Source organism: Paraburkholderia sp. ZP32-5 (assembly GCF_021390495.1).
Classification (GTDB): domain Bacteria; phylum Pseudomonadota; class Gammaproteobacteria; order Burkholderiales; family Burkholderiaceae; genus Paraburkholderia.
In genome coordinates this window covers 1,960,585-1,984,287 of record NZ_JAJEJP010000002.1, presented here as the reverse complement: position 1 = coordinate 1,984,287, position 23,703 = coordinate 1,960,585, and the positions used below count along the sequence as shown (strand labels likewise).

At 61.8% G+C, this 23,703-nt stretch carries 21 protein-coding genes; 11 read left to right on the top strand and 10 right to left on the bottom strand.

The annotated features are described in order from the left end of the window. Window positions 1-279 precede the first annotated feature (279 nt). Complete coding sequence (locus L0U82_RS27545; protein ID WP_233836088.1) at window positions 280-2,733, top strand: glycogen/starch/alpha-glucan phosphorylase; 2,454 nt, start codon at window positions 280-282, stop codon at window positions 2,731-2,733. A 122-nt stretch (window positions 2,734-2,855) separates the two neighbouring features. Here L0U82_RS27545 and L0U82_RS27540 read toward each other — a convergent pair whose 3' ends face one another. Both L0U82_RS27540 and L0U82_RS27535 read right to left on the bottom strand, forming a co-directional pair. After that, window positions 2,856-3,059: a hypothetical protein gene (locus L0U82_RS27540; RefSeq protein WP_233836086.1), complete on the bottom strand. Its 204-nt coding sequence runs from the start codon at window positions 3,057-3,059 to the stop codon at window positions 2,856-2,858. Between the two features lie 278 nt (window positions 3,060-3,337). Further along, entirely contained in the window at window positions 3,338-3,727 is a 390-nt protein-coding gene (locus L0U82_RS27535; protein ID WP_233836084.1) for a DUF6232 family protein, read from the bottom strand. Between the two features lie 268 nt (window positions 3,728-3,995). Here L0U82_RS27535 and gltS point away from each other — a divergent pair, with 268 nt between their 5' ends. Together gltS and L0U82_RS27525 are read left to right on the top strand one after the other, a co-directional pair. Next, window positions 3,996-5,198 carry a sodium/glutamate symporter gene (gene gltS, locus L0U82_RS27530; RefSeq protein ID WP_233836082.1) on the top strand — a complete coding sequence of 401 codons (1,203 nt, stop codon included), beginning with the start codon at window positions 3,996-3,998 and terminating at the stop codon, window positions 5,196-5,198. A 19-nt stretch (window positions 5,199-5,217) separates the two neighbouring features. Next, window positions 5,218-6,078 (top strand): class I SAM-dependent methyltransferase, encoded by an 861-nt coding sequence (locus L0U82_RS27525; RefSeq protein WP_233836080.1) that lies wholly within the window; start codon window positions 5,218-5,220, stop codon window positions 6,076-6,078. Between the two features lie 6 nt (window positions 6,079-6,084). Here L0U82_RS27525 and L0U82_RS27520 read toward each other — a convergent pair whose 3' ends face one another. After that, window positions 6,085-6,666 (bottom strand): hypothetical protein, encoded by a 582-nt coding sequence (locus tag L0U82_RS27520; protein WP_233836078.1) that lies wholly within the window; start codon window positions 6,664-6,666, stop codon window positions 6,085-6,087. 143 nt (window positions 6,667-6,809) lie between these two features. Here L0U82_RS27520 and L0U82_RS27515 point away from each other — a divergent pair, with 143 nt between their 5' ends. Next, window positions 6,810-7,271, top strand: coding sequence for a hypothetical protein (locus tag L0U82_RS27515; RefSeq protein WP_233836077.1), 462 nt, complete (start codon window positions 6,810-6,812; stop codon window positions 7,269-7,271). A gap of 50 nt (window positions 7,272-7,321) precedes the next feature. Here the strand turns inward: L0U82_RS27515 and L0U82_RS27510 are convergent, their stop codons facing one another. Both L0U82_RS27510 and L0U82_RS27505 read right to left on the bottom strand, forming a co-directional pair. Beyond that, entirely contained in the window at window positions 7,322-7,765 is a 444-nt protein-coding gene (locus L0U82_RS27510; RefSeq protein ID WP_233836075.1) for a VOC family protein, read from the bottom strand. Between the two features lie 130 nt (window positions 7,766-7,895). Continuing rightward, on the bottom strand, window positions 7,896-8,441 hold the full coding sequence (locus L0U82_RS27505) for a methylated-DNA--[protein]-cysteine S-methyltransferase (RefSeq protein ID WP_442793670.1): 546 nt from the start codon (window positions 8,439-8,441) through the stop codon (window positions 7,896-7,898). Between the two features lie 263 nt (window positions 8,442-8,704). On the opposite strand from L0U82_RS27505, the gene L0U82_RS27500 reads away from it, so the two are divergent. The 6 genes from L0U82_RS27500 to L0U82_RS27475 all read left to right on the top strand — a co-directional run bounded on the left by L0U82_RS27500 (window position 8,705) and on the right by L0U82_RS27475 (window position 15,921). Next, window positions 8,705-8,905: a hypothetical protein gene (locus L0U82_RS27500; protein WP_233836073.1), complete on the top strand. Its 201-nt coding sequence runs from the start codon at window positions 8,705-8,707 to the stop codon at window positions 8,903-8,905. A 143-nt stretch (window positions 8,906-9,048) separates the two neighbouring features. Further along, window positions 9,049-9,246 (top strand): hypothetical protein, encoded by a 198-nt coding sequence (locus L0U82_RS27495; protein ID WP_233836072.1) that lies wholly within the window; start codon window positions 9,049-9,051, stop codon window positions 9,244-9,246. Window positions 9,247-9,605: 359 nt separating this feature from the next. Further along, complete coding sequence (locus L0U82_RS27490; protein WP_233836071.1) at window positions 9,606-10,328, top strand: response regulator transcription factor; 723 nt, start codon at window positions 9,606-9,608, stop codon at window positions 10,326-10,328. A gap of 370 nt (window positions 10,329-10,698) precedes the next feature. Continuing rightward, window positions 10,699-13,500, top strand: a complete 2,802-nt coding sequence (locus L0U82_RS27485; RefSeq protein ID WP_233836070.1) for a LuxR C-terminal-related transcriptional regulator — start codon at window positions 10,699-10,701, stop codon at window positions 13,498-13,500. Window positions 13,501-13,543: 43 nt separating this feature from the next. After that, on the top strand, window positions 13,544-13,957 hold the full coding sequence (locus L0U82_RS27480) for a DUF1801 domain-containing protein (protein WP_233836069.1): 414 nt from the start codon (window positions 13,544-13,546) through the stop codon (window positions 13,955-13,957). Window positions 13,958-14,187: 230 nt separating this feature from the next. After that, a complete protein-coding gene (locus L0U82_RS27475; RefSeq protein ID WP_233836067.1) occupies window positions 14,188-15,921 on the top strand; it encodes an IlvD/Edd family dehydratase in 1,734 nt (577 codons plus the stop codon). Window positions 15,922-16,053: 132 nt separating this feature from the next. On the opposite strand, the gene L0U82_RS27470 is transcribed toward L0U82_RS27475, so the two are convergent. Both L0U82_RS27470 and L0U82_RS27465 read right to left on the bottom strand, forming a co-directional pair. Next, complete coding sequence (locus tag L0U82_RS27470; protein ID WP_233836065.1) at window positions 16,054-17,109, bottom strand: serine hydrolase domain-containing protein; 1,056 nt, start codon at window positions 17,107-17,109, stop codon at window positions 16,054-16,056. A 19-nt stretch (window positions 17,110-17,128) separates the two neighbouring features. Continuing rightward, window positions 17,129-18,421: an MFS transporter gene (locus tag L0U82_RS27465; protein ID WP_233836063.1), complete on the bottom strand. Its 1,293-nt coding sequence runs from the start codon at window positions 18,419-18,421 to the stop codon at window positions 17,129-17,131. A 162-nt stretch (window positions 18,422-18,583) separates the two neighbouring features. Here L0U82_RS27465 and L0U82_RS27460 point away from each other — a divergent pair, with 162 nt between their 5' ends. Continuing rightward, window positions 18,584-19,489, top strand: a complete 906-nt coding sequence (locus L0U82_RS27460) for a LysR substrate-binding domain-containing protein (protein ID WP_233837520.1) — start codon at window positions 18,584-18,586, stop codon at window positions 19,487-19,489. 134 nt (window positions 19,490-19,623) lie between these two features. Here L0U82_RS27460 and L0U82_RS27455 read toward each other — a convergent pair whose 3' ends face one another. The 3 genes from L0U82_RS27455 to L0U82_RS27445 all read right to left on the bottom strand — a co-directional run bounded on the left by L0U82_RS27455 (window position 19,624) and on the right by L0U82_RS27445 (window position 23,424). Beyond that, complete coding sequence (locus tag L0U82_RS27455) at window positions 19,624-20,757, bottom strand: porin (RefSeq protein WP_233836061.1); 1,134 nt, start codon at window positions 20,755-20,757, stop codon at window positions 19,624-19,626. A 448-nt stretch (window positions 20,758-21,205) separates the two neighbouring features. Next, entirely contained in the window at window positions 21,206-22,321 is a 1,116-nt protein-coding gene (locus L0U82_RS27450; protein ID WP_233836059.1) for a succinylglutamate desuccinylase/aspartoacylase family protein, read from the bottom strand. Between the two features lie 320 nt (window positions 22,322-22,641). Continuing rightward, on the bottom strand, window positions 22,642-23,424 hold the full coding sequence (locus L0U82_RS27445; RefSeq protein WP_233836057.1) for an ABC transporter substrate-binding protein: 783 nt from the start codon (window positions 23,422-23,424) through the stop codon (window positions 22,642-22,644). Window positions 23,425-23,703 lie beyond the last annotated feature (279 nt).

Sequence of the window (23,703 nt, the reverse complement as noted above, 5' to 3'; positions counted from 1 at the left end):
CGCCGAAAAAATAATCGACGTAAACGATGCGGAGTCGTGAGTCGACCGGCATCGTCGATACCTGAGCGCATCGCGCATTCATCTGTTTTCGCACCACGTAGATCGCCTCGGGCAGCGAGGCCGGGCATGACATGTGCGTGGGAATCCGCTCGCGTTGCAGGTGTGCGCGAGCCGTAAAATGTCCTACTCTGTTTTCTTAATCCGCCAGACAGGCACGCGCCTCCCGTCCGTCAACCGTGCGGTTCGCGTCTGCCATGTCGTTCTATCCCGGAGGCTTCGATGACAGCCGTCGATCTGGAATTCGACCAGCTCAACAGTACCGTCGACGCGCTACGGCGCTCAATTTCGAATCGCATGATGTACGGCGTCGGCAAGGACGCCGTCACCGCCCATCCACATGACTGGCTGCACGCGGCCGCGCTGGCCGTGCGCGACCGGCTCGTCGCGCGCTGGATGAAGACCACGCGCCTGCAATACGAGCAGGATGTGAAGCGGGTCTACTATCTGTCGATGGAGTTTCTGATCGGCAGGACCTTTAGCAACGCGCTGCTCGCGCTCGGCATTCACGATCAGATGAAGGAGGCGCTTGCGAGTCTCGGCGTCGATATGGATGCGCTGATCGATATCGAGCCCGATGCCGCGCTCGGCAATGGCGGTCTCGGCCGCCTCGCCGCATGTTTTCTCGACTCGATGGCGACGCTTGGCATTCCGGGCTTCGGCTACGGCATCCGTTACGAGTATGGGATGTTCCGTCAGGAAATCATCAACGGCGAGCAGGTCGAGGCACCGGACTACTGGCTGCGCGCGGGCAACCCATGGGAGTTTCCTCGCCCCGAAATCAAGTACATGGTGCATTTCGGCGGACGCACGGTGCAGCGCGGCGACACCGTCGAATGGATCGACACCGAGCATGTGAACGCGACCGCGTACGACACCGTGATCCCCGGCTATGCGACCGATGCGACCAACACGTTGAGGCTGTGGTCGGCGCGCGCAACCGAAGAACTCGATCTCGGCGCATTCAATCGCGGCGACTATCGCAATGCGGTCGATACAAAGAACATGTCGGAGAACGTGTCGCGGCTGCTGTACCCGGATGACTCGACACCGGCCGGCCGCGAACTGCGGCTGCGCCAGGAGTACTTTTTCGTTTCGGCGACGATGCAGGATCTGATTCGCCGCTATCAGCGCACGCACAGCACGTTCGGGCGTTTCTCCGAAAAGGTCGCGGTGCATCTGAACGATACGCACCCGGTGCTCGCGATTCCCGAACTGATGCGGCTGCTCGTCGACGTGCATCATTTGCCGTGGGACAAGGCATGGAAGCATGTCACGCAGATCTTCTCGTACACGAATCACACGCTGATGCCCGAGGCGCTCGAAACGTGGGACGTCGAAATGCTGGCGCGGCTGCTGCCGCGGCATCTCGAGATCATCTTCGAGATCAATGCGCAGTTTCTGAAGCATGTGAGCGAGCAATCGGGCCATGACGGCGAGATGATCCGCCGCATTTCGCTGGTCGATGAATACGGGCAGCGGCGCGTGCGCATGGCGTATCTGGCGATCGTCGCGAGTCATAAGGTGAACGGCGTGTCGAAGTTGCATTCGCAACTGATGACGCGCGATATCTTCGCCGACTTCGCGAGGGTCTATCCGGACCGCTTCACGAACGTGACCAACGGCATCACGCCGCGCCGCTGGCTCGCGCAGGCGAGCCCGTCGATGTCGTCGCTGATCGATGCGCGCATCGGCACGCACTGGCGCAGCAATCTGTTCGAACTCGAGCAATTGCGCAATCTGCGCAAGGACGACGCGTTTATCGAAGCATTCCGCGACGCGAAGCGGCAAAGCAAGCTGCGTCTCGTGCATCGGCTTGCGCATCACACGAAGCTGCATTTCAATCCGGACGCGCTATTCGATCTGCAGGTCAAGCGCATTCACGAATACAAGCGGCAATTGCTGAACGTGCTGCATGTGATCGTGCGTTACAACCGGATTCTCGCGAACCCCGAGCATGACTGGGTGCCGCGCGTGGTGCTGTTCGCGGGCAAGGCCGCGTCCGCGTACCGGATGGCGAAGACGATCATCAAACTGATCGGCGACGTCAGCCAGAAGATCAATCACGATCCGGTGATCGGCGATCGGCTGAAGGTCGTGTTCGTGCCGAACTATGGCGTGAGCGTGGCCGAGTTGATTATTCCGGCGGCCGATCTGTCCGAGCAGATTTCGATGGCCGGCACCGAGGCATCGGGCACCGGCAATATGAAGCTCGCGCTGAACGGCGCGTTGACGATCGGCACGATGGATGGCGCGAACATCGAGATCTGCGACGCGGTGGGTCGCGACAACATCTTTATCTTCGGCCATACCGCCGACGAAGTCGATACGCTGCGCGCGAGCGGCTACCGGCCGCGGCAGATCTACGAGGAGAACGCGGAATTGCGCGCCGCGCTCGATCAGATCCGCTCGGGTTTCTTTTCACCGGACGACCCGTTGCGCTTTTCCGATATCTTCCACACGCTCGTCGACTGGGGCGATCACTACATGGTGCTCGCCGACTTCGCCGCATTCGCGAAGGCGCAGGACGACGTGGATGCGCGTTTCGTCGATAAGCAGGCGTGGACCGAAAGCGCGATCGAGAACGTCGCGGGCATGGGGCAATTCTCGTCGGATCGCACGATCGGCGAATACGCGCGCAATATCTGGCGTGTCAGTCCGCTCGATATGGAGTGAGCGAAACGTGTCGTAGCAGGCGGCTTGGGCGATTGAAGCAGAAAGCCGTGCGGACTGCGGGTCGTGCAGTCGCGCACGGCTTTTTATTTGTCGATGGCCGAATCGACGCAAGCCTGGTGAAGTCAGGTCATCGCGCGATGACGCGGGCGCCGCAGCGTGCTGGCCTGCGCGTGGCCGAGGGTCGCGCGATCGAGCGCGCTGGTGAGCAGGCCGATCACGTCGTCGAGCGTGTGCGACGTCACTTCGACGCGAAAGGTCACGCACTCGCGTTGACGGTCGACGGTCACGATGTAGAGTCGCAGATCATCGCCGAGCGCGGTATGCAATGCCCGCCTTCCTTCGGCCGACGATGTGCCGGGAACCGTAACGTCGATAACGACCAGCGGAACGCTGGTATGCGTCGCACGGCGAATCGGGGTAATGCGAGCAAGGGGAGTGTCGGACGGGGCAGCTGACGTAAGCATAGGGTTGCGCCACCCGATGCGGCGGCGCGCGTTGTCGAGACCTGCCTACTGTAGCCGCGCGTGCGTCAACAGCATGAAAATAAACCCGGTGCGCGGAATCAAATTTGTGTTAACGAACGAGAGGGAACCGAGCAGTGACCTCACGCCTTCGGCACTGCCGCCGCAGTCTTCGCCTGCTGCACGGCGGCGCTGACGCGTTCGACGAACTCGCGATCGGTGCTCATGAGCGCTTCGCGCTCGCCGTCGGCTGTTTTCACCATCAGCCGATGCGTGATGTCCTGCGTTACCCAGGTCAGCCAGCCGACCACGATCAGCATGATCCCACAGACGAGCCCCGCCGAGGAATGCAACACGCCACCGGCAATCGCGCCGATCAAGCCGGCGACGGAGATCACAACCGGCACGGTTTTGTTCTTCTGCACGGTGACGACCTGCACGTCGACGATATCGCGCAGCGGAAAAACCTGGCCCGCGGATGACAGCGCATTGCGCGTCACCGACACGCCACGATCGTTGAAAGGGTTGTCCATCGATTCAATGCAAGGATAGTGAAGGACGCAGCGTAGCAGACTTCAACCGCCGTCAGTCACGCGATGTGACGCGCGCCCCGTACCAGGTCAAGGAAATTCATACTTTGGGCGATCGGATTGGCTAAGATGGCGGATGGTTGCGCCTGCTCCGATTCGCTGCCATATCGGAAGCCTCGCCCGCCTTGTCTGCCGAAGCCTGCGCCACCTGATCGATGGCGCCGCATCAGGGAAATAACAATATCGTCGAACTCCTGTCCGGAGGCCATTCATGACAATCGGCATCTATGCGACGCTGGTCGCGACGTCGCTCGTGCTGCTGCTCGGCGAAAAGCTCGTTCAATGGATCGGTGTGCTGCGCACGTATTCGATTCCGGCGCCGGTCGCGGGTGGGCTCATCGTCGCCATCTGCGTGCTGCTCGCGCGCGTAACGACCCATGTCGAGTTCAAATTCGACGCGACGATGCAGGCGCCGCTGATGCTCGCGTTCTTCTCGACGATCGGTCTCAACGCGCACATCTCGAGCCTGAAGGCAGGGGGCCCGGTACTGGTACGCTTCCTCGCGCTGGTCAGCGGCTTGCTGATCCTGCAAAACGTTGTCGGTATTGCGCTTGCGTTCGTGCTCGGCGTCGACCCGCTGCTCGGCATTCTCGGCGGTTCGGTCACGATGTCGGGCGGCCATGGCACCGGTGCCGCGTGGAGCCAGGTCTTCACCGAGCATCACGGAATTGCGTCGGCGACCGAAATCGCGATCGGCTGCGCGACGTTCGGGCTCGTGATGGGCGGCGTGCTCGGCGGTCCGATCGCGCGGCTGCTGATGCGCAGGCTCAGCGCTGAAGAGTTGCAACGCGTCAGGCAGCGCGCGGATGAAACGCTGGTCTTCGAAGAACCGAAGGCGCAGCAGGCCACCACGCCCGCGGCGATCATCACGACGCTTACGCTGATTTCGATCTGCCTCGCCGGCGGCGAAGTGTTCGCCGACTGGCTGGCCGGCACGGTATTCGAATTACCGACGTTCGTGTGCGTGCTGTTTATCGGCGTGCTGCTGAACAACGTGCTTGCGCTGGTACGCGTGAAATTGGACCAGCATGCGGTTGCGCTGGTCGGCAACGTCAGTCTCGCGCTCTTTCTCGCGATGGCGCTGATGCGGCTGGACCTATGGGAACTGGCCGCGCTCGCGGTGCCGATCATCTCGATCCTCGCCGCGCAGACGGTGCTGATGGCGCTCTACGCGATATTCGTGACGTTCCCGCTGATGGGCCGCAATTACGACGCCGTCGTGCTGTGCGCGGCGCAATGCGGACTGGGCCTCGGCGCAACGCCGACCGCGATCGCGAACATGCAGGCGATCACCAATCGCTTTGGCCATTCGCATATCGCGTTTCTGATCGTGCCGATGACGGGCGCGTTCTTCATGGACATCGTCAACGCGGTCGTCATCAAGCTGTTTCTCGCATTGCCGTTTTTGCATTGAATTGTAACGAGGTGAACCTATGACCGCTCAACGACAGGCGACACCCGATAGCACCGCCGCGCGCGTCGCGTTGTGGCGCGCGTTGCATGTACAGGCCGATGCGCCGCCGCATGTGCTCGAAGATGAAATCGGTCTGCAACTGTTGGCACCATCCGAGGACTGGCGCAGCCGTGGCGATATGGACCCGGGTTTTACGAGGCCGTTTCGCGCGTCGATCGTTGCGCGGGCACGCTTTATCGAGGATCTGGTCGTCGAGCAGGCGGGGCGCGGTGTCGATCAATATGTGATTCTCGGCGCCGGTCTCGACAGCTTTGCGCAACGTCGGCCCGAAGTCGCATCGCGATTGACGGTGTTCGAAGTTGATCCACCGGAACCGCAGGCATGGAAGCGTCAGCGTCTGCTCGAACTTGGCTTCGGCGTGCCGGACTGGCTGCGGTTCGTGTCCGTCGATTTCGAAGCAGGCGATAGCTGGCGGCAGCGTCTCGCGGCCGAGGGCTTCGATCAGAGCAAACCGGCGATCGTCGTATCGACCGGCGTCAGCATGTATCTGACCAAGGAAGCGAACGCGGCGACGCTGCGTGAAGTGGCCGGGCTCGCGCGCGGCTCGACGTTCGCGATGACGTTCCTGTTGCCGTTGGAGATGGCGGACCCGGACGTGCGGCCGGGGCTCGAAATGGCGGAGAAGGGGGCTCGCGCGAGCGGCACGCCGTTTATCAGCTTTTTCACGCCGCCACAGATCACGACGATGGCACGCGAGGCCGGCTTCAGCGACGCGCGCCATGTGTCGGCGGAAGATCTGACGCAGCGCTATTTCGCGGGTAGAACCGATGGCTTGCGGCCGCCGGGCAATGCCGAGGAATTGCTGGTTGCGAATACGTAGCGTTTGTTATGGCGGCGGGGCGGCATCGTCAGCGAGGCGGAAAGGGTCGACTGCCCACATTGCACCGCTGCACAGATAAGGCTGCATACGCGCAAGCCATTCGGCAAGCGGCGTAAGGCCAATGCCGGGCGCAGCCGAACCGCCGAAAGATTCCGACACGAATGGCGCATCGTCCTCCGGCCGGCGAACCACCTGAACGATATGCGTGATGCCGCGCGGCCGCGGATGATTATTTGCCCACGCCGGTTCGCCCATTTTCAATCCGAGGGTCGCGCAGCGCGGCAGGTTGTGCGTCGCGATCTGCGGCCCTGCGAGAACGAATGCGGTGCGCGTTTCTATCGCCTCGATAATGCGATCCGACCATGTATGCAGCGCGCGGATATCGTCGGCGCGAAACAATGGGCGGCTCGCCGCTTCGTTTTCCGCCTGCATGGCGTCGTTCAGAAGCAGCGCGACCCAGCCGGAGCAGTCGATCACCGCGGGCGTTGCCGACAATCCTTCGGCTTTGACGCCCCTGCGGTAGCCAACCCGGCCGGTATGACGCTGCACGAGTTGCCACATGGTGGCTTCGGCGATACGAAAGGGCATGATCGTGAGTGTGAGCGGTCCAATTGCGGGAAGGCGGGCTTGCTTCAGTTTATCCGACACCTCGTGCGGCATTCGGGCGAATCTGTGAGCGCGTGGCCCCTCGCGGCTATAATCCCGCTCGAACATGTTCAGGAAAGTCACTCGTGAAAAAGATCGCTGCCTTGGCACTCGTTGCGTTTGCACTCGCCGCTTGCTCGTCTCCGGAAAAGCAGGCGCGGCGGGCGCAGGAAGAAATCCTTCATAGCGAACCGAATCTTGCCGCCGCGCAACGCGGCGCGGTCATCGACTGCACACCGGCCAATTGCGATGCCGCCTGGGCGTTGACGAAGACCTATATCCAGCAGCATTCCGATACCCATATCACGAGTGCCAACGCGGTTGCGATCGATACCGACGTTCCCGACGATTCCGGCAAGGCCGCTTTCTCGGCAACCCGCGAAGCAAAGAGCGGCGGTGGCGCGACGCTCACGCTGTTCGCGCAGTGCCGCGGTATGTATGGTCCGGACAGCGCGAAAGGCTCCGACTATGACGAATGCGCGGAGAAAATCCTGAAGACGCAGAACGGCTATGTGCCGTTCCTGAAGTCCCACGCGTCGCAGCAGTAAACGCGGCTTCGGTTTGCCGGTCGCCCGCATCGGGCGACTACATGGCTCGCTTACTCATCAAACAGCGCCGTATAGCGGCGCTGCATTTCTTCGGGCGTCAACGCCTCGATCTGCGAGCCGAGCATCCACTCGTGACCAAACGGATCGCGCAAGGTCGCCGAGCGTTCGCCGTAAAAGTGATCGGTCGGCGGCCTGATTAGCGTTGCGCCGGCATTCACCGCTTGCTCGACGAGTTGATCGACATCGTCGCAATGAATATGCAGCAGCACGCTCGTCGTGCTGTCGGCGCCCGGTCCAAGCATGCCGTGCTCGGGGTACTCGTCCGACAGCATCACGATCGCGGGGCCGATCTTCACTTCGGCATGCCCGATGCGGCCGCTTGGCTCGGTGAGCCGGAATTGTTCGACGCCGCCAAATGCCTGTGCGTAAAACTCGATAGCCTGAGCGGCGTTGCGCACGCGCAGGTACGCATAGACTTCACGAATCGCGTTCATCGTCATCTCCCGGTTGCTGATGCTGATTATCGGAGAAACGAGTCGAGTCACGCGATTTTTTACATTCGGACGTGGCGGGCTTTGAGTCGTGTCGGCGGCGCGCGGTCGCGCTTCGCGTGCCGCGCACGTGTTATGAAAAAAGATTTTCGGCCGCCTGCGGCGCTATCGCCTTCTCGTGCTCCAGCAGCCAGCGCTTGCGTTTCAATCCCCACGCGTAACCTTTGAGTGTGCCGTCGCTCGCGATCACGCGATGGCAGGGCACGACGATCGCGATCGGATTAGCCGCATTCGCCGCGCCGATATCGATCGCCGCGCGCGGATCGTCGAAACCGAGCTGTTTCGCGAGCTTGCCGTAGGTTGTCGTGGTGCCGGGCGGAATACGGCGTAGCTCGGCCCAGACCTTGCGTTGCAATTCGGTGCCGGCGATGGCGGTCCGCAGGCCGCCGAGCGCGGTGAAATCACCGGCGAAGTAACGGTGCGTCGCGTCGACGATTTCGGCCGGTGCCTCGGCGTCGGTCAATCGCGGGTCGCCGTAGTGGTCACGCAGCGCGCGCCGCAGATGCGCGCGATGATCGGCGAAATCGAGCGCACGTATGACGTTTTGCGCATCGGTGACAAGCAGCATGTCGCCGAGCGGCGAGTCGATCTGCGCAATAAGCAGTTCCATGATCTGCATCGCTCCTCGAATCGGCGTTCGCAGCCGAATGGACGGTAGAAGACGAAGCGCCTTCCTCGATAGACACGATAGATCGTTGAGTGGTTTGTTTCGCTCTGTTTCTTGCTGTCGAATTCGACGTGCGGATGGCTTGCGGCGCGGCGAACCGGCCCAAGCGAATTTGACCGCAAGAAGCGGATGGCGGCGGCCCACGACGATCCATATCGTTCACTGCAGACGCGTCAATTCCGCCGCGCCGCGTATCGAACTGAGGGAGTCGAATCATGTTGCCATTGCTATCGTTTCATGCGCTCGCGGCACAACGCGGCGATGGGTTGCGGCCCGAACTGCTGGCGTTACTGGAACGTCGCACGAGCCCGGACATCGGCTTGAGCGCGGCCATCGAACCGGAGCAAGGGGATGGTCCTGCAAACCGGCAGGCTTGCGATGAGTCACCTGAGGCGCGCTCGGGTGAGCCGATTTGACGGCTTGCATCGACAGGTTACACGCCGAGAATCAGGCTGTAATGTGACAATTCTTGCCAACTCCGATGCGATGATCCGGTTACATTCGACCGTAAGTGTTCTTGCGAGCACACGGCAAACACCGAATGAGACTGGAGCTATCCATGACAAAACCGCATCAGGTTCAAGTAACGCTTTCATTTCACCCGGAAGATTACGCGGCCTTCAAGCTGGCCGCGCGCGCGGTGGGCCTTGATGAGGGTTCGTTCGGCGTTCTGGCGGTTCATCGCGAGGCTCATCGCGTGCTGGACGAGAAGCGGGCTAATCGCGACGCCGCCGCGCACAATTGCAAGGTGCTATGACGGGCGTCGGCGTTTCGCGCCGATCACGACATAATCCGTGAAGCTCTCGCACGGAAAAAAGCTCACCCCCCGCCACACCCCCGCCAAAGACCGGCTGTGCCCCCCACCCGGGGGGCTATGTCGAGAGCTCCCACCGCGTATCTTCACGTCCCGGCAGTTCACAAAATTCACGCGGAACGACGGCGTTTGCCAGGAACCCGATTCCTGAGCTTTCGCTGGACATTTGTCCTGTATGGGGCTCTTTTCGCGCCTGGTTTGACCCAGCTATCCACACGCGATGGTCTGACTCATGCCCTCCGGCTCGTTCCACCGGATGCTCGGGTCGACGGGTCTTTCGGCTCGAAAGAAAGGGGTGGTATATGAATATCCTGTTGGTAGAAGATGATCTCGCGCAAGCCGCGGCGGTCGAAAAAGTTATGCTGCAATCGGGCCACCAGATAAGCCGGGTCGACTCCGGCGAAAATGCGGTGCGCTTTCTGAAGAACAATGAAATCGATCTCGTGGTGCTCGACTGGCAATTGCCCGGTATCAGCGGATTCGAGGTTCTACACTGGATACGCAGCAATCTGGGTTCTCAGCCGGCCGTGCTGTTCCTGACGAGCAGGGTGCTCGAGGTCGACATTGCGCGGGCACTCGAAGCCGGAGCGGACGAATACGTCGTCAAGCCATTCCGCGAGATCGAACTGGCGGCCCGAATTGGTGCGTTGTTGCGTCGTACCGGTCGCCATGAAAAGACGGACATTACTGTCGGACCTTATCTTTTCGATGTGACGCGGCGCAACGTCTCGCTTCACGGCAACGCAGTCGAGTTGACGGCCAAAGAGTTCGAGGTTGCCGCGTTCCTCTTTGCGAATGTCGGCCGCTCGGTTTCCAGGGACCTGCTGGCGAAACTGGCGTGGGGGCGCGAACTCGATAGCTCGTCGCGTACCGTCGATACCCATATCTATCGGATTCGGCGAAAGCTGTCCCTGCACCCCGAAAACGGCGTGCGGCTCACTACCGTCTATACGCACGGATATCGGTTGGACGAGTTCTCGATCAGTGGCGCGGAAAAGAACGCCGCGATCTATCATCCGCGTTAGCTATTTTTTGAGCATTTACCACCGGGCTTTTATATCGGCAGGTGGCGTCGTTTTATGCAAAGCGCGACATTATTGGAATGTTCATGGCGCGATATGAACATTTCAAAAATCGCCTAACGTTTGCAATCTTTTCACTTTCCATTCGTCGAATCCTCTCTATTTCGCGTCGTCTGCGACTGCGCCGGCCTGTCGGTCACAATTCTGTCGCGCATACGTTTTAGCAATTGATTCACAATTGCCATTTCCGCGGATTAAGATGACGGGCAATTCGCGCAGCGAATCTGCGCGGTTCAACGTTTCTATAAAGAATTTCCCGCGAAGACAGCGAAAGCCTCCTTTCGGCAGTAGGGCGGCGGGATGGGGAATGATCATGGAAGCCTCTTTGACCAGTACCGGTCGCGAATGGAGCGTATCGCTGATTCAGACCAAGATGATCGCGCCGCGTCCTCCGTCCGGTTACGTGCAACGGCCTGCACTGCTGAACCAGTTCGAGGCGCTGCGACCCGCTAGCGTCGTCCTCGTCACCGCGCCCGCGGGTTTCGGCAAGACGACGTTGCTGGCCGGCTGGAGCAAACTGCTTGCTGAGAAAAAGCATCCGGTTGCGTGGCTCAGTCTCGATGAAGAAGACGACGACCCGCAGCAGTTCGGCGCCTATCTGGTGGCGGCACTGTCGCGTGCCGCGCAGGACATCGCAAGGCAAGCGCAGCAACTGCTGAGCCACGATGCACTGACGCCGATCAGAATGGTGATTTCCGTGCTGTTGAACGGAATCGCCGAATGCGGGCGCAGTGTTTTCCTCGTACTCGACGAGGTCGATCGCCTCAGTGCGACACCAGTGCTCGCCGCGCTTTCCCGTTTGCTTCGCTACGCGCCCGAGAACCTGTACATCCTGCTTGGTGCGCGCGCCGAACCCGCGCTGATGCTCGGTCAACTTCGCTCGCCGGAAAAGCTGAGGCGTATCGGTGCCGACGATCTGCGGTTTTCGCTCGACGACGCGCAGTCGTTTTTCGATTGCACGGGCACGGTGCCGCTCGATCGAAACAGCGTCGCGCTATTGAACGATGCCGCCGAGGGATGGGTAGCTGGTTTGCAACTGGCTTCGCTTACGCTGGTGCAGGCGGACGATGCCGAGAAACTGGCGAAGCATCTCGCCAGCCCACGGTCGGGCATCGACCTTTATCTGAACGATACGGTGCTTGCGCATTTGCCGCCGCCGATTCTGACGTTCCTGCTGAACACGTCGATTCTCGAACGACTCAATCCGGGCGTATGCGACGCGATCATGGCAGGCGAAGAGAGCGACGGCGAAGAGAGCGGCAATAGCGGCGAAAAGCTTCACTGGCTCGAGATGCACAACGTGTTCATCCAGCCACTGGATGAAAGCCAGGGCTGGTATCGCTATCACGCATTGCTGTCGGAAGGACTGAGACGGCGTCTGTTGCGGCAGATGCCGCTACAGGTTCCGGTGCTGCATCGCCGTGCATGCCAATGGTTTGCCGCGGAAGGTCTGTGGCCCGAGGCGGTTCGTCATGCGCTCGCCGCCGGCGATTCCGAACTGGCCACGCAGTGGGTAGAGAATTGCGCGATCGACATGCTGGAGCGCGGCGACCCCTACACGATGCTGGGTTGGATCAACAGGCTTCCGCCCGATGCCGTTCGAGGACGGCTGCGTTTGCGTCTCGCGAAAGCCTGGGGGCTCGCGTTCTCGCTGCAAACGGCCCAGGCGTCGAGCGAAATCAATGCCGTTGTCGACGATCTCGAGCGCGCGGGTAACGAGCAGGGAAGTGTCATCGACGAAGCTGTCCTGGCCGAGGTCAACGCGGTCGGTGCATTCATCGCCGGCACGTCGGATGACAGCGAACGCGCGCTCGAACTCGGGCGCGCGGCGGAAGCATCGAGTGCGGCGCTGCCACCGTGGGCGAGGCGCTACGCGCAATCGACGCAATTCTTCGGCTTGATGTATCGGGGAGGATTCGAGCAGATCCTGCGAACGTTGACTGCCGCCAAGGATCGTGCCGAACAGGGTGTTCGCGCGCACTACTCGGATATCCTGCGCGACGCGATGTACGCTTTGGCCGCGTTGGCGCATGGAGAGCTAAGCGGCGCGAGACGAACCTTCGAAGCGACACTGCAGCGCGCCGAAATCATGGTGGGACGTTCGTCGGCGGGCGTGGCCGGTTTGGCCAGTTGCCTCGCGTCGATCTACTACGAGTGCAACGAGCTGCCGAACGCGCGGCAGATGCTTGCCGGCCGCTCGGCGATCGTGCTGGCGACTGCTCCGCTGGGCACGCTGATGCGGCATGTGCTTGCGGCGGCGCGGGTACTATGGCGCGACGGCGAGACCGGCTCGGCGTTGGCGGTTCTCGAAGACTGCCGTCAGATTGCCGTCGAGCGGGATTGGTTGCGTCTGAAACTGGCGTGCGATGCCGAAACGGTGCGCTTGCTGATCGATGGCGGCGACGTCGCACAGGCGAAGCAGATCGCGGACGAACTGAGCGAAAGCGTGCCGGCGCGATGCGAAGGCCGGCCCGGATCTGCGATCGAGGCCTGGACTTACTATTGCGTGCTGCGAGCCAGGGTTCTGCTGGCCGGGAATCAGGCTGGCGAGGCGATCGGGTTTCTCGAAGGCTCGCTCGATACGCTGAACGCGATGAGCTGGCGTCCTTCGGAAGCGTCCGTTGCATTGCTGCTTGCCCGTGCATTCGAACAATGTGGCGACGCGGACAAGGCGGTCGCCGCACTCGGCCGCGCGCTACGTATTGGCGCGGCGATCGGCCTCGTCAACAGCTTTGTCGACGAAGGGCAGCCGATACGCGAGCTATTGCTGCGCTTTCGCCAGATCGCAGGTAACACCGGCACAGCCGAAGCCGCCTATGCCGACAGATTGCTGACGGTGTTTGCCGAGCGCGATGGTGCACGACCCGAGCCCGCGAGATCGGCTGGGGTGGCGGCGATGTCGTCGGATATCCTGAGTGCCAGGGAGATGGAGATCATCAATTGCGTTGCACTCGGACTGTCGAACAAGGAAATCGCACGGTCGTTGAAGCTGGCCCCCGAGACCATCAAGTGGCACTTGAAGAACATCTTCGAAAAGCTCAATGTGAGTTCGAGAATCGAAGCGGTACAAAGCGTTCTCGGCCTCGGCCTTAGAGAGAGCCGCGTCGCGATGTAGTCAAACCGGGCACACGTCCCACCGTTTGCGAGGCACCACTGCGATGAACGCATCCGAACGTATCGACGAGATGATCGCGAAACTCTCCGACTGGCGCGGCCCAATCTTCGCGCGCATTCGTGCGTGCGTGCTCGCGGCGGATCCGGACATCGTCGAGGAATGGAAGTGGATGGGCAGCCCGGTCTGGTCGCGCGACGGCATGATCGCGGTGGCCAATGCGCACAAGGGCAAGGTCAAGCTGACCTTTGCTCACGGTGCGGGCCTGGCCGATCCCGACAAGCTGTTCAACGCGGGCCTCGAAGGCAATGCCCGCCGCGCGATCGATTTCTTCGAGAACGACAGCATCGATGAGCGCGCGCTGAAGGCGCTGATTCGCGCCGCGATCGAGTACAACCGGGCCCATCTGAAGAAAAACGCACGGCCAGCGCAGGCGAAAGCTAAAAGTAAGACTGTATGACCGTGAACCCGAGTCAAGCCCGCAAGCCAACGTCCGTACGGCCCGCCGCCAGATACCAGAACTGATATTGATATCGCCAAAAATATAATTGGAAAGATATCAACCCGCTCCGTACACTTCACCATCCCCAGAGCCTGAGCGACAGCCTTCCGTCGTATGCCGGTCGCGCCGCGCCGGTTCGGTCAAACTGGCCGGTGTTGGTGTCCCGGCCTATGCATCAAGGACATAGCATGTCGGATAAAAAGCGGAAACTGCGCTCAGCCGAATGGTTCGGCACGGCTGACAAGAACGGCTTCATGTATCGAAGCTGGATGAAGAATCAGGGCATCCCCGATCACGAATTCGACGGGCGCCCGGTGATCGGCATCTGCAACACGTGGTCGGAACTGACGCCGTGCAATGCCCATTTTCGCAAGCTCGCCGAGCACGTGAAGCGCGGTATCTACGAAGCGGGCGGCTTCCCGGTCGAGTTTCCGGTGTTCTCGAACGGTGAATCGAATCTGCGTCCGACCGCGATGCTCACGCGCAATCTCGCGGCGATGGATGTCGAGGAAGCGATTCGCGGCAATCCGATCGACGCGGTCGTGCTGCTCACCGGTTGCGACAAGACCACGCCCGCGTTGCTGATGGGTGCCGCGAGCTGCGATGTGCCGGCGATCGTCGTGACCGGCGGCCCGATGCTCAATGGCAAGCTCGACGGCAAGAACATCGGCTCGGGCACCGCGGTGTGGCAACTGCACGAATCGCTGAAGGCCGGCGAGATCGATCTGCATCAGTTCCTGTCGGCCGAGGCGGGCATGTCGCGTTCGGCGGGCACCTGCAATACGATGGGCACCGCGTCGACGATGGCCTGCATGGCCGAAGCACTCGGCACGTCGTTGCCGCACAACGCGGCAATTCCCGCGGTCGACTCGCGCCGTTACGTGCTCGCGCATATGTCAGGCATCCGTATCGTGCAGATGGCGCATGACGATCTGAAGCTGTCGAAGATCCTGACTCGCGATGCGTTCATGAACGCGATTCGCGTGAACGCCGCGATCGGCGGTTCGACCAATGCGGTGATTCATCTGAAGGCGATCGCGGGGCGCATCGGCGTCGATCTCGAACTCGAGGACTGGGTGCGTATCGGCCGCGATACGCCGACGATCGTCGACCTGATGCCGTCGGGCCGCTTCCTGATGGAAGAGTTCTATTACGCGGGCGGTTTGCCGGCAGTGCTGCGCCGCCTCGGTGAAGCGAACCTGCTGCCGCATCCGGACGCGCTGACCGTCAACGGCAAATCGCTGTGGGACAACGTCAAGGATGCGCCGAACACCAACGACGAAGTGATTCGTCCGCTCGACAAGCCGCTCGTCGCCGACGGCGGCATCCGCGTGCTGCGCGGCAATCTCGCGCCGCGCGGCGCGGTGTTGAAGCCGTCGGCGGCGACACCCGAATTGCTGAAGCATCGCGGGCGCGCGGTTGTGTTCGAAAACCTCGAGCACTACAAGGCACGCATCGTCGATGAAGCGCTCGACGTCGATGCAAACTCGGTGCTGGTGATGAAGAACTGCGGCCCGAAGGGTTATCCGGGCATGGCCGAAGTCGGCAACATGGGGCTGCCGCCGAAGCTGCTGCGTCAGGGCGTGAAAGACATGGTGCGCATTTCGGATGCACGCATGAGCGGCACCGCCTACGGCACCGTGGTGCTGCACGTGACGCCGGAAGCGGCGGCGGGCGGTCCGCTTGCCGCCGTGCAGGACGGCGACTGGATCGAACTCGATTGCGACGCGGGCACGCTGCACGTCGATATCAGCGATGCGGAAATCGAGCGCCGTCTCGCCGAGTATGCGCTGCCGGAACCGCCGGAAGGCGGCGGCTACCGGCGCCTTTATGTCGATCACGTGCTGCAGGCCGATGAGGGCTGCGACCTGGACTTCCTCGTCGGCTGCCGCGGCGCCGAAGTGCCACGTCATTCGCATTGATGCGTTGATGCGCTGATGTGCCAATGCATTGCCGTTGCGCTGTCGATCACAGCGCAACGGTGTTCAACCTCTATCGTGAGCTGAACGTGTGGGCGATGCTCTCCGGCATTGCCCGCCTATCGGCTTATTGCCTTATCTGCCGATTGCATCCACCGCATCGAGCACGAGCCCGAAAAACTCATTCGCGGCGGCTGGATTCAACCATCGCACGACGACTGTCATGCGTCTCTCAGGTTCGATCCACGTAAACGAACTGCCCGCGCCGACACCGAAATAGCTCGATGCCGGCACGCTCGGAAACACCTTCTGATCCGTGTTGAGCCACACGAGGTAGCCATAGAACGGCGCGATGCCACATGGTGTGCGCATGCGCGCGATCCATTCGGACGACAGCACGCGCCGGCCGTGCGCGACGCCATCGTTGAGCAGCATCTGCGCGACCTTCAACTGATCGTTCGCGCTGACCGACATGCCGCCGCCCCAGTGCGTGCCGCCCGGCACCGACTGCATGCGGCGCCCGTCGATATCGACCCACGCGTCGTCGTAGCCGACCCATTGCCAGTTTTCGCTCGCGCCGCACGGGCGCATGATCGCGTCGCGAAACACCTCGGGCAACGGCTGCCGAAACAGATGCAACAGTGCGAGCGACAACTGGTTGATGCGCACGTCGTTGTATTCCCAGTACGTGCCCGGGCGTTGCGCCGGCCGCAGGTCGCCTTTTTTTCCATCGGGCGGCGCCGCGAAATTGACCGCGCGATAGTGGTCCGCCTGATCCGATAAACCGAAGTACGTGCCGCGCCATTCGCTGGTTTGCTGCAGCAGATGCGCCCAGGTGATCGGTGCATTGTGTTCGTCGTCGAAGCCGATGTTGGGCACGCGCGCGCGCACCGGCTCGTCGACGTCGGGCAGCAGACCGCGATCGTGCGCGACCCCGGCGAGCAGCGCCAGATACATCTTCGCGACGCTGAACGTCAGGTCCGCGCGCTCGGGCTCGCCCCACGTGGTCAGCACGCGGCCGTCGAGCGCAATCGCGCCCGACACCGGGCCGCGATCGTGCACAGGACCGAGCAGCCGGTTCCACGGCGGCGGGTCGTTGACGTGTACGCCCCATGCGCCATCCACATGGCGATCCCAAAGCGATTCGTGATCGACGGAGAACTGTACGGCTTGCTGCAAACGGTCTTGCATCGAGAAGGTCCTGTTGGTTCTAGCGCACATGCAGGCGCACGCGCGCCCACGTTACGGCGAAAAGGCTGAGTACGGCCGCGAGCATCAGATAAAGCCCCGGCGCGAGATTGTTGCCGGTCGCCGCGATTAGCGCGGCGACGGCGAGCGGCGTAAAGCCGCCAAAAGCGGTCGTGCCGATGTTGTAGCCGAGCGCCATGCCGGTCGTACGGGTGCGAGTCGGGAACAGTTCGGACATCAGCGCGGGAATCGGCGCGAAGTAGGTGGTCTTCAGCAGCGCGACCCACACGACCGCGGCGAGCAAGGTGCCAAGTGATGGATGCGCGTTCATCAACACGAAGGCCGGGTAGACCGTTACGAAAAACAGCACGCCGGCGCCGAGCATGATGCGCACGCGCCCGACCTTGTCGGACAGATGACCGACGAGCGGCGTCAGCACCATCATGATCAGGCCGGCCGCCAGCGTCGCGATAAAACCCGACGACGGCGACAGACCGAGCTGGCGCGCCGCATACGTCGGCATATAGAGCAGCATGTAGTTGGCGGTGGTGGTCAGCACGAGCGCGCCAATCGACACGATCACCGCTTCCTTCTGCGACGCTAGCAGTTCGCGCACCGGCGCCGCGGATTTTTCCGCGCGTTCGAACTCCGGCGTTTCGTCGATGCGGCGGCGAATGTATAAACCGACCGGGCCGATCAACAGACCGAACAGGAACGGAATGCGCCAGCCCCATTCCTGCAGTTGCGTTTGCGTGAGCGCACCGGTCAGCACCGCGCCGAACAGCGACGCAAGCAGCGTGCTCGCGCCCTGGCTCGAGAACTGCCAGCTCGCCATAAAGCCTTTGCGTTGCGGCTGGTGTTCGATCAGAAAAGCGGTCGAGCTGCCGAATTCGCCGCCGGCCGAGAAGCCCTGCAACAGCCGCGACGCGAATACGCCGATCGGTGCGAGCACACCGATCGTCGCATACGACGGCATCAGCGCGATCATGCCGGTGCCGAGCGTCATCATCGCGATCGAGAGAGTCAGCGACGCCTTGCGGCCCTTGCGGTCGCTGAACGAGCCGAGCGCGAGCGCGCCGACCGGCCGCGCGAGATACGACAGCGCGAACGTGCCGAGCGCAAGCAGCAACGACACCGTGCGGTCGTGGACCGGAAAGAACGTGCGCGACAGGATGGCCGCGAAATAGCCGTATACGACGAGGTCGTAGAACTCGAGCGCATTGCCGATCGAGGTGGCAAGGATCAGACGCGAGATGCTTGAGCGCGACGCATGCTGGGCAATCGTGTCGGCCGTGGTGGCGGAGTCTGTGCTCATGACGAAGTCCTGTGGCGGCGTGTAGGGTGTGCCGGCGGTGTCTCAGCCGCGGCGTGGGGCGCTTCTTTTGTCAGGATCTTGGCGTGGCCGATATTTCTAGACAATTACAATATTTGGCAGATATCGTTGCCGAAACGGCAAAGCGGAATTGTGATGACTCAGATGGATAACACCGCGCTGCGCTACTTTCTCGAAGTTGTGCGCAGCGGTTCGCTCAGCAAGGCGTCGGGCAACCTGTATGTCGCGGTGTCCGCATTGAGCAGGCAGATCGCGAAACTGGAAGAGGAGGTCGGCGCCGCGCTGTTCGAGCGGCGGCCTCGCGGCATGGTGTTGAGCGATGCGGGCCGGCTGCTCGCCGATTACGCGCGGCGCAGCCTGCTCGACGCGGAACGCGTGACCGAAGAGATTCGCGGTTTGAGCAACGGCGGGCGGGCGACGATTCGCATTGCGAGTTCGGAAGGCATCGCGCCGCATTTCTTGCCGCAGGTGTTCGCGCGGTTTCTGAAGACGCATCCCGCCACGCATTTTCAGCTCGACGTGTCCGCGCCGTCGATCGCGACGCAACGCGTGCGCGACGGTACCGCCGATATCGCGGTGTGCTTCAGCATGGCACCCGAGGCGGACATCAATGTCGTGCATTCGCAGCGCGCGCCGATCTTCGCGCTGGTGCGCCACGATCATCCGCTCGGTGCGCGCGATTCGGTGTCGATCGCGGATCTGCTGCCATGGCCGCTCGCGATCAGCGGCCCGACGGTGACGATCCGTCAGCTATTCGATATCGCGTGCAGTCTCGAAGGGCTCGTGTTCGATCCGGTGTTCGTCAGCAACTATCACGCGGCGCTGCAGAATTTCGTGTTGCACACCGACGCGGTCACGATCACCGGCCTGTTGACCGTGCGCGGTCGGCTCGGCACGGATGGCTTCGCGGCGATCCCGATCAGTAACCCGGAGCTTCATCAGCGTACGTTGCAGGTCCAGACGATGGCGGGCCGCACGTTGCCGCGCGTGATGCAGGCGTTCGTCGAACTGCTGACCGGCGCGATCGACGATCCGGCGCTGCTCGATTGATACGAACGCATTTGATACAAACGCATCGCGCGAAAAAACGCGCGTCAAAACAAAAAAACGCCCCACGTAGGGGCGTTTTCGCATCAAAGCGGTCCAGCGAGGAACGCAAGCGTTCCCCACCGGCAACAAGCCGCTTAGAACTTGTGACGGATACCGACACGGAATGCGAGCTGGTCGTCAGCACCAACGCCCGACGTGCTGAAGTAGCTCGTGCTCGAACCGATCTGCGCTTGCAGGTTGTGGCCCGATGCGTCCTGGTAGATACCCAGCACGTACACGTCCGTACGCTTCGACAGTGCGTAGTCGGCGCTCAGGTCCACCTGGTTCCAGTGGCCGAGACTGTTGTTCAGGTGCATGTAGGTGTAGCCAGCGCCTGCCGTGATAGCCGGCGTGATCGCGTACTTCGCGCCTGCTTCGTACGCGCTGAACGTTGCCGACGGACCCGTGATCTGTTCGAGGCGGGTGTTCGTGTACAACGCCCACAGCGTAGCCGGGCCGATCGAGTAGCGGCCGCCGACGCCGAATGCACGCAGATCGCGCACGCTGAACGACAAGTTAGCCAGCGACGTCGAAAATGCCGGCGTTGCCTGACCCGGATAGGTGATGTCGGTGTATGCAGCGCCGACCGAGAACGGGCCGTTCGCGTAGTTCGCGCCGAAGCTGTATGCGCGCGACGAACCCGCCGTCGTGCCGACTGCATTCGAGCCTGCGAATTCGCCAGCCTGGTTCGAGAAGCCGTACATTGCGCCGAACGTCAGACCCGAGAAGTTCGCGCTGCTGAACTTGACCGAGTTGTTGATACGGCTCGACGTCAGCTGGTCGACGTCGTTGATGTGGTAAGCGTAGTTACCCGCGACGGTCAGGTTACCGGTCGAGTAGTTGCTGCCGAGGATATCGGTCGTGAACGAGTACTGGCGACCGAACGTCAGCGAGCCGATACCGTCCTTCGACAGACCGACATAAGCCTGGCGGCCGAACATCGCGCCACCTTGGCCAAGCGTGCCGTTACCGCTGTTGAAGCCGTTCTCCAACGTGAACAGCGCCTTCAGGCCACCGCCCAGGTCTTCCTGGCCCTTGATGCCCCAACGGCTGCCTTGCGCGACGCCGTCGTCGTACTTGGTCAGGTTGTCATGGCCGGTAGCCGTCTTGGAATTGTTCACGTAGCTGATACCAGCATCGATGATGCCGTACAGCGTGACGCTGCTTTGTGCGTGAGCGGCGCTCGCGAAAACGGCAAACGTAGCGGCGGTCAGGATTTTCTTGTTCAAAACACTCTCCAGTTAGGAAATTAGGCGATCGCGACGCGTTGCTCTTCGGCAATGTCGCGCGATGGCCGGGAATTTAAGCGGGCGCTGCGAATGCTATGTGACAGATAGAATTTTTTGAAGAATTGTCGTGCCGATGCGACACATTTGCCGAGTTGGAGGACCTGTCACGGAAGAATGTGCTTGCTTGCGGGGTGTTGCGGCACAGAGGGGAGACGAGTGAACAGTGGGGGTCTTTCGCGCAGCGTTGCGGAGCGCGTGGCGTGGTGCGGCTCTTCGGTTGCATAAAAGAAAATCGCCTACCGGGCGGTAGGCGATTTTTTTTGTCAATCAATGGATTCGCTTACGTGTTTAAACGAGTGGCTTCCATTTTTCTTTCGCAGTTGGTCGGATCAGCTTTCCGGTCGACTGCATGGCGCGTCAGTTGCGCGAATTGTGCGCCGGCTATGTGTCAATTGCTCAACAACGAACCGCTTCTGAACGCCTTCGCGCCGGCAATGCGCGCGAACTCGAGCCCGGCGGTCGCGAAGCGCGCCAGATGCCGCGCGTACAGCACGCCGGCCACGCTGTTCTTGATCGTGACGACGCGGTCCGTCAACGGATCGACGATGTCCGCGATCGGATGGCCCGCGTCGACCCAGGTGCCGACTTCGCAGCGGTACACGAGCACGCCGCTGATCGGCGCGACCAGCGGCTCGGTGCCGGCGAGCGGCGTCGCGGCGAATTCGAGCGGCGGCAGCGGGGCCGCTTCGCCGTCGATCACGCCGCGAGAGGTCAGATATTCGATGATCGCCTGCGAGTCCTGCTCCGCGTACTCGTACGACACTTCGCGCTGGCCGCGCAGTTCGACCGTGACCGAGATGCCGCCGTTCGGAATCGGGAAGCGCTCGCCGAACCGGCCGCGCAGATCCGACCAGCAGAAGCTGTGGATCTCGTCGAACGGATTGCCCACCGAATTGAGCGCGAGCAGCGATGCCTTCGCGTCCAGATAGCGCGCGAGCGGCTCGACGTCCGGCCACAGATCGGGGTTCGTATAGATGTGCATCGCGGCTTCCCAGTCGCAATGCAGATCGAGCACCACGTCGGCGTCGTACGACAGCTTCTGCAGCGCGAGGCGTTGCGATGCGAGTTCGGTGGTCGGTTCCTGCGCGTCGAGCGCTTCGCGCATCGCCGCGCGAATCGCGCTGCGATTGGCGTCGATGTCGCCGCTGAGACGCGATTCGATGACCGGCAGCACGAGCGCCGCGAGGTCGTAAAAGTTGCGGTTGAAGTTCTGCGCGGTGCCGGTTTCGAAGCGTCCCATCAGATGGCCGAGCAGATGCTGATTGAGGCCGACCGGATTGGGCACCGGCACGATCACGACTTCGCCGCGCAGCTTGCCCGCGGCTTCGAGCGCGGCGAGCTTGCGGCGCAGTGCCCACGACACCAGCATGCCGGGCAGCTCGTCCGCGTGCAGCGACGACTGGATGTAGATCTTCTGTCCGCCGCTGGGACCGTAGTGAAAACTCGTCAGGCTGCGGGCGGTGCCAAGCGATGGGGCGATCAGCGGATGATTTTGCGTTTGCATGATTTTTGGCTTCGCGGTTCAGTGTAGTGAGCCGCGCTATGTAGTTGATTGCATGGGGAAAGATGCGCGCCGCGACGGGCCGGTTTCAGGCTCGACCGGGGGATATCCGGGCGGGTGGCGCGCTGCGGGATTGTCTCCGGGGTGGTGTCATGAGTCCCGCGTGTCGCACGATCTTAGCCGAATCTGGACCGCGATGTACCCAGCAACGCGGCTCGCGATGCCCGCTTGCGCGCGGACCAAAACAAAACGGGCCCCGCGACGCGGAGCCCGTTTTGGGGCAATCAGATCAGCCGGCACGCCGTGCGGCGTGCTCGACCGATTTAGCTGCCGTACACGTCGAAGTCGAAGTACTTCTGTTCGATCTTCTTGTAGGTGCCGTCCTTGATCATGTCGGCGATCGCCTTGTCGACCTTCGCCTTCAGATCGGTGTCTTCCTTGCGCATGCCGATGCCCGCGCCATTGCCGAGGATCTTCGGATCGTCGAGGTTCTTGCCGACGAAGTCGAAGCCCGCGCCGCGCGGCGTCTTCAGGAAGCCTTGCTCAGCCTGCACCGCGTCTTGCAGTGCTGCATCCAGACGGCCCGAGATCAGGTCGGCATAGACCTGGTCCTGGTTCTGATACGGCACGACCTTGGTGCCCTTCGGCTCCCAGTAGGTCTTCGCGTAGGTTTCCTGGATCGTGCCCTGTTCGACGCCGACCGACTTGCCCTTCAGCGAATCAGCGGTCGGCAGGATGCCCGAACCCTTCTTCGCGACGAGGCGCGTCGGCGTGTTGAACAGCTTCGACGAGAACGCGACCTGTTCGGCACGTTGCGGCGTCATCGACATCGACGACAGCACGCCGTCGAACTTCTTCGCCTTCAGCGCCGGGATCATGCCGTCGAAGTCGTTCTCGACCCACACGCACTTCGCGCCCACGCGCTTGCAGATTTCGTTGCCGAGGTCGATATCGAAGCCAACGAGCTTGCCGTCCGCGCCTTTCGACTCGAACGGGGGATAGCTGGCGTCAACGCCAAAACGGATCGTCGACCAATCTTTAGCGTGTGCGCCAATCGAGACGGTGGCAATCAGAGCAACCGTCAAAGCCGCTAGCAGTTTTTTCACTGTTTTTACTCCTCGGTGTAGTTCAATTACGCCCGCGGCGGTTGTGCCGCCGCAGGTGGCCCGGCGCGATTCGCGACGGGCTTCGTTCATGCTGCCGGCCGGAGTGGCCAACAGCGCGGGGCAAGCTTATCAGTTCAAAAAAATTGGGAAGCTAGTAAAACACCGGATGGCAAGCGAGGAGGTCCTCTAAAGTTTCGCCGCGTGCGAATCGGTGTGGCTCGAATCGTACACCGCCGTCTGGTGTTTGCGTAATGGGACCGTAATGGGAAAGCCATAAAA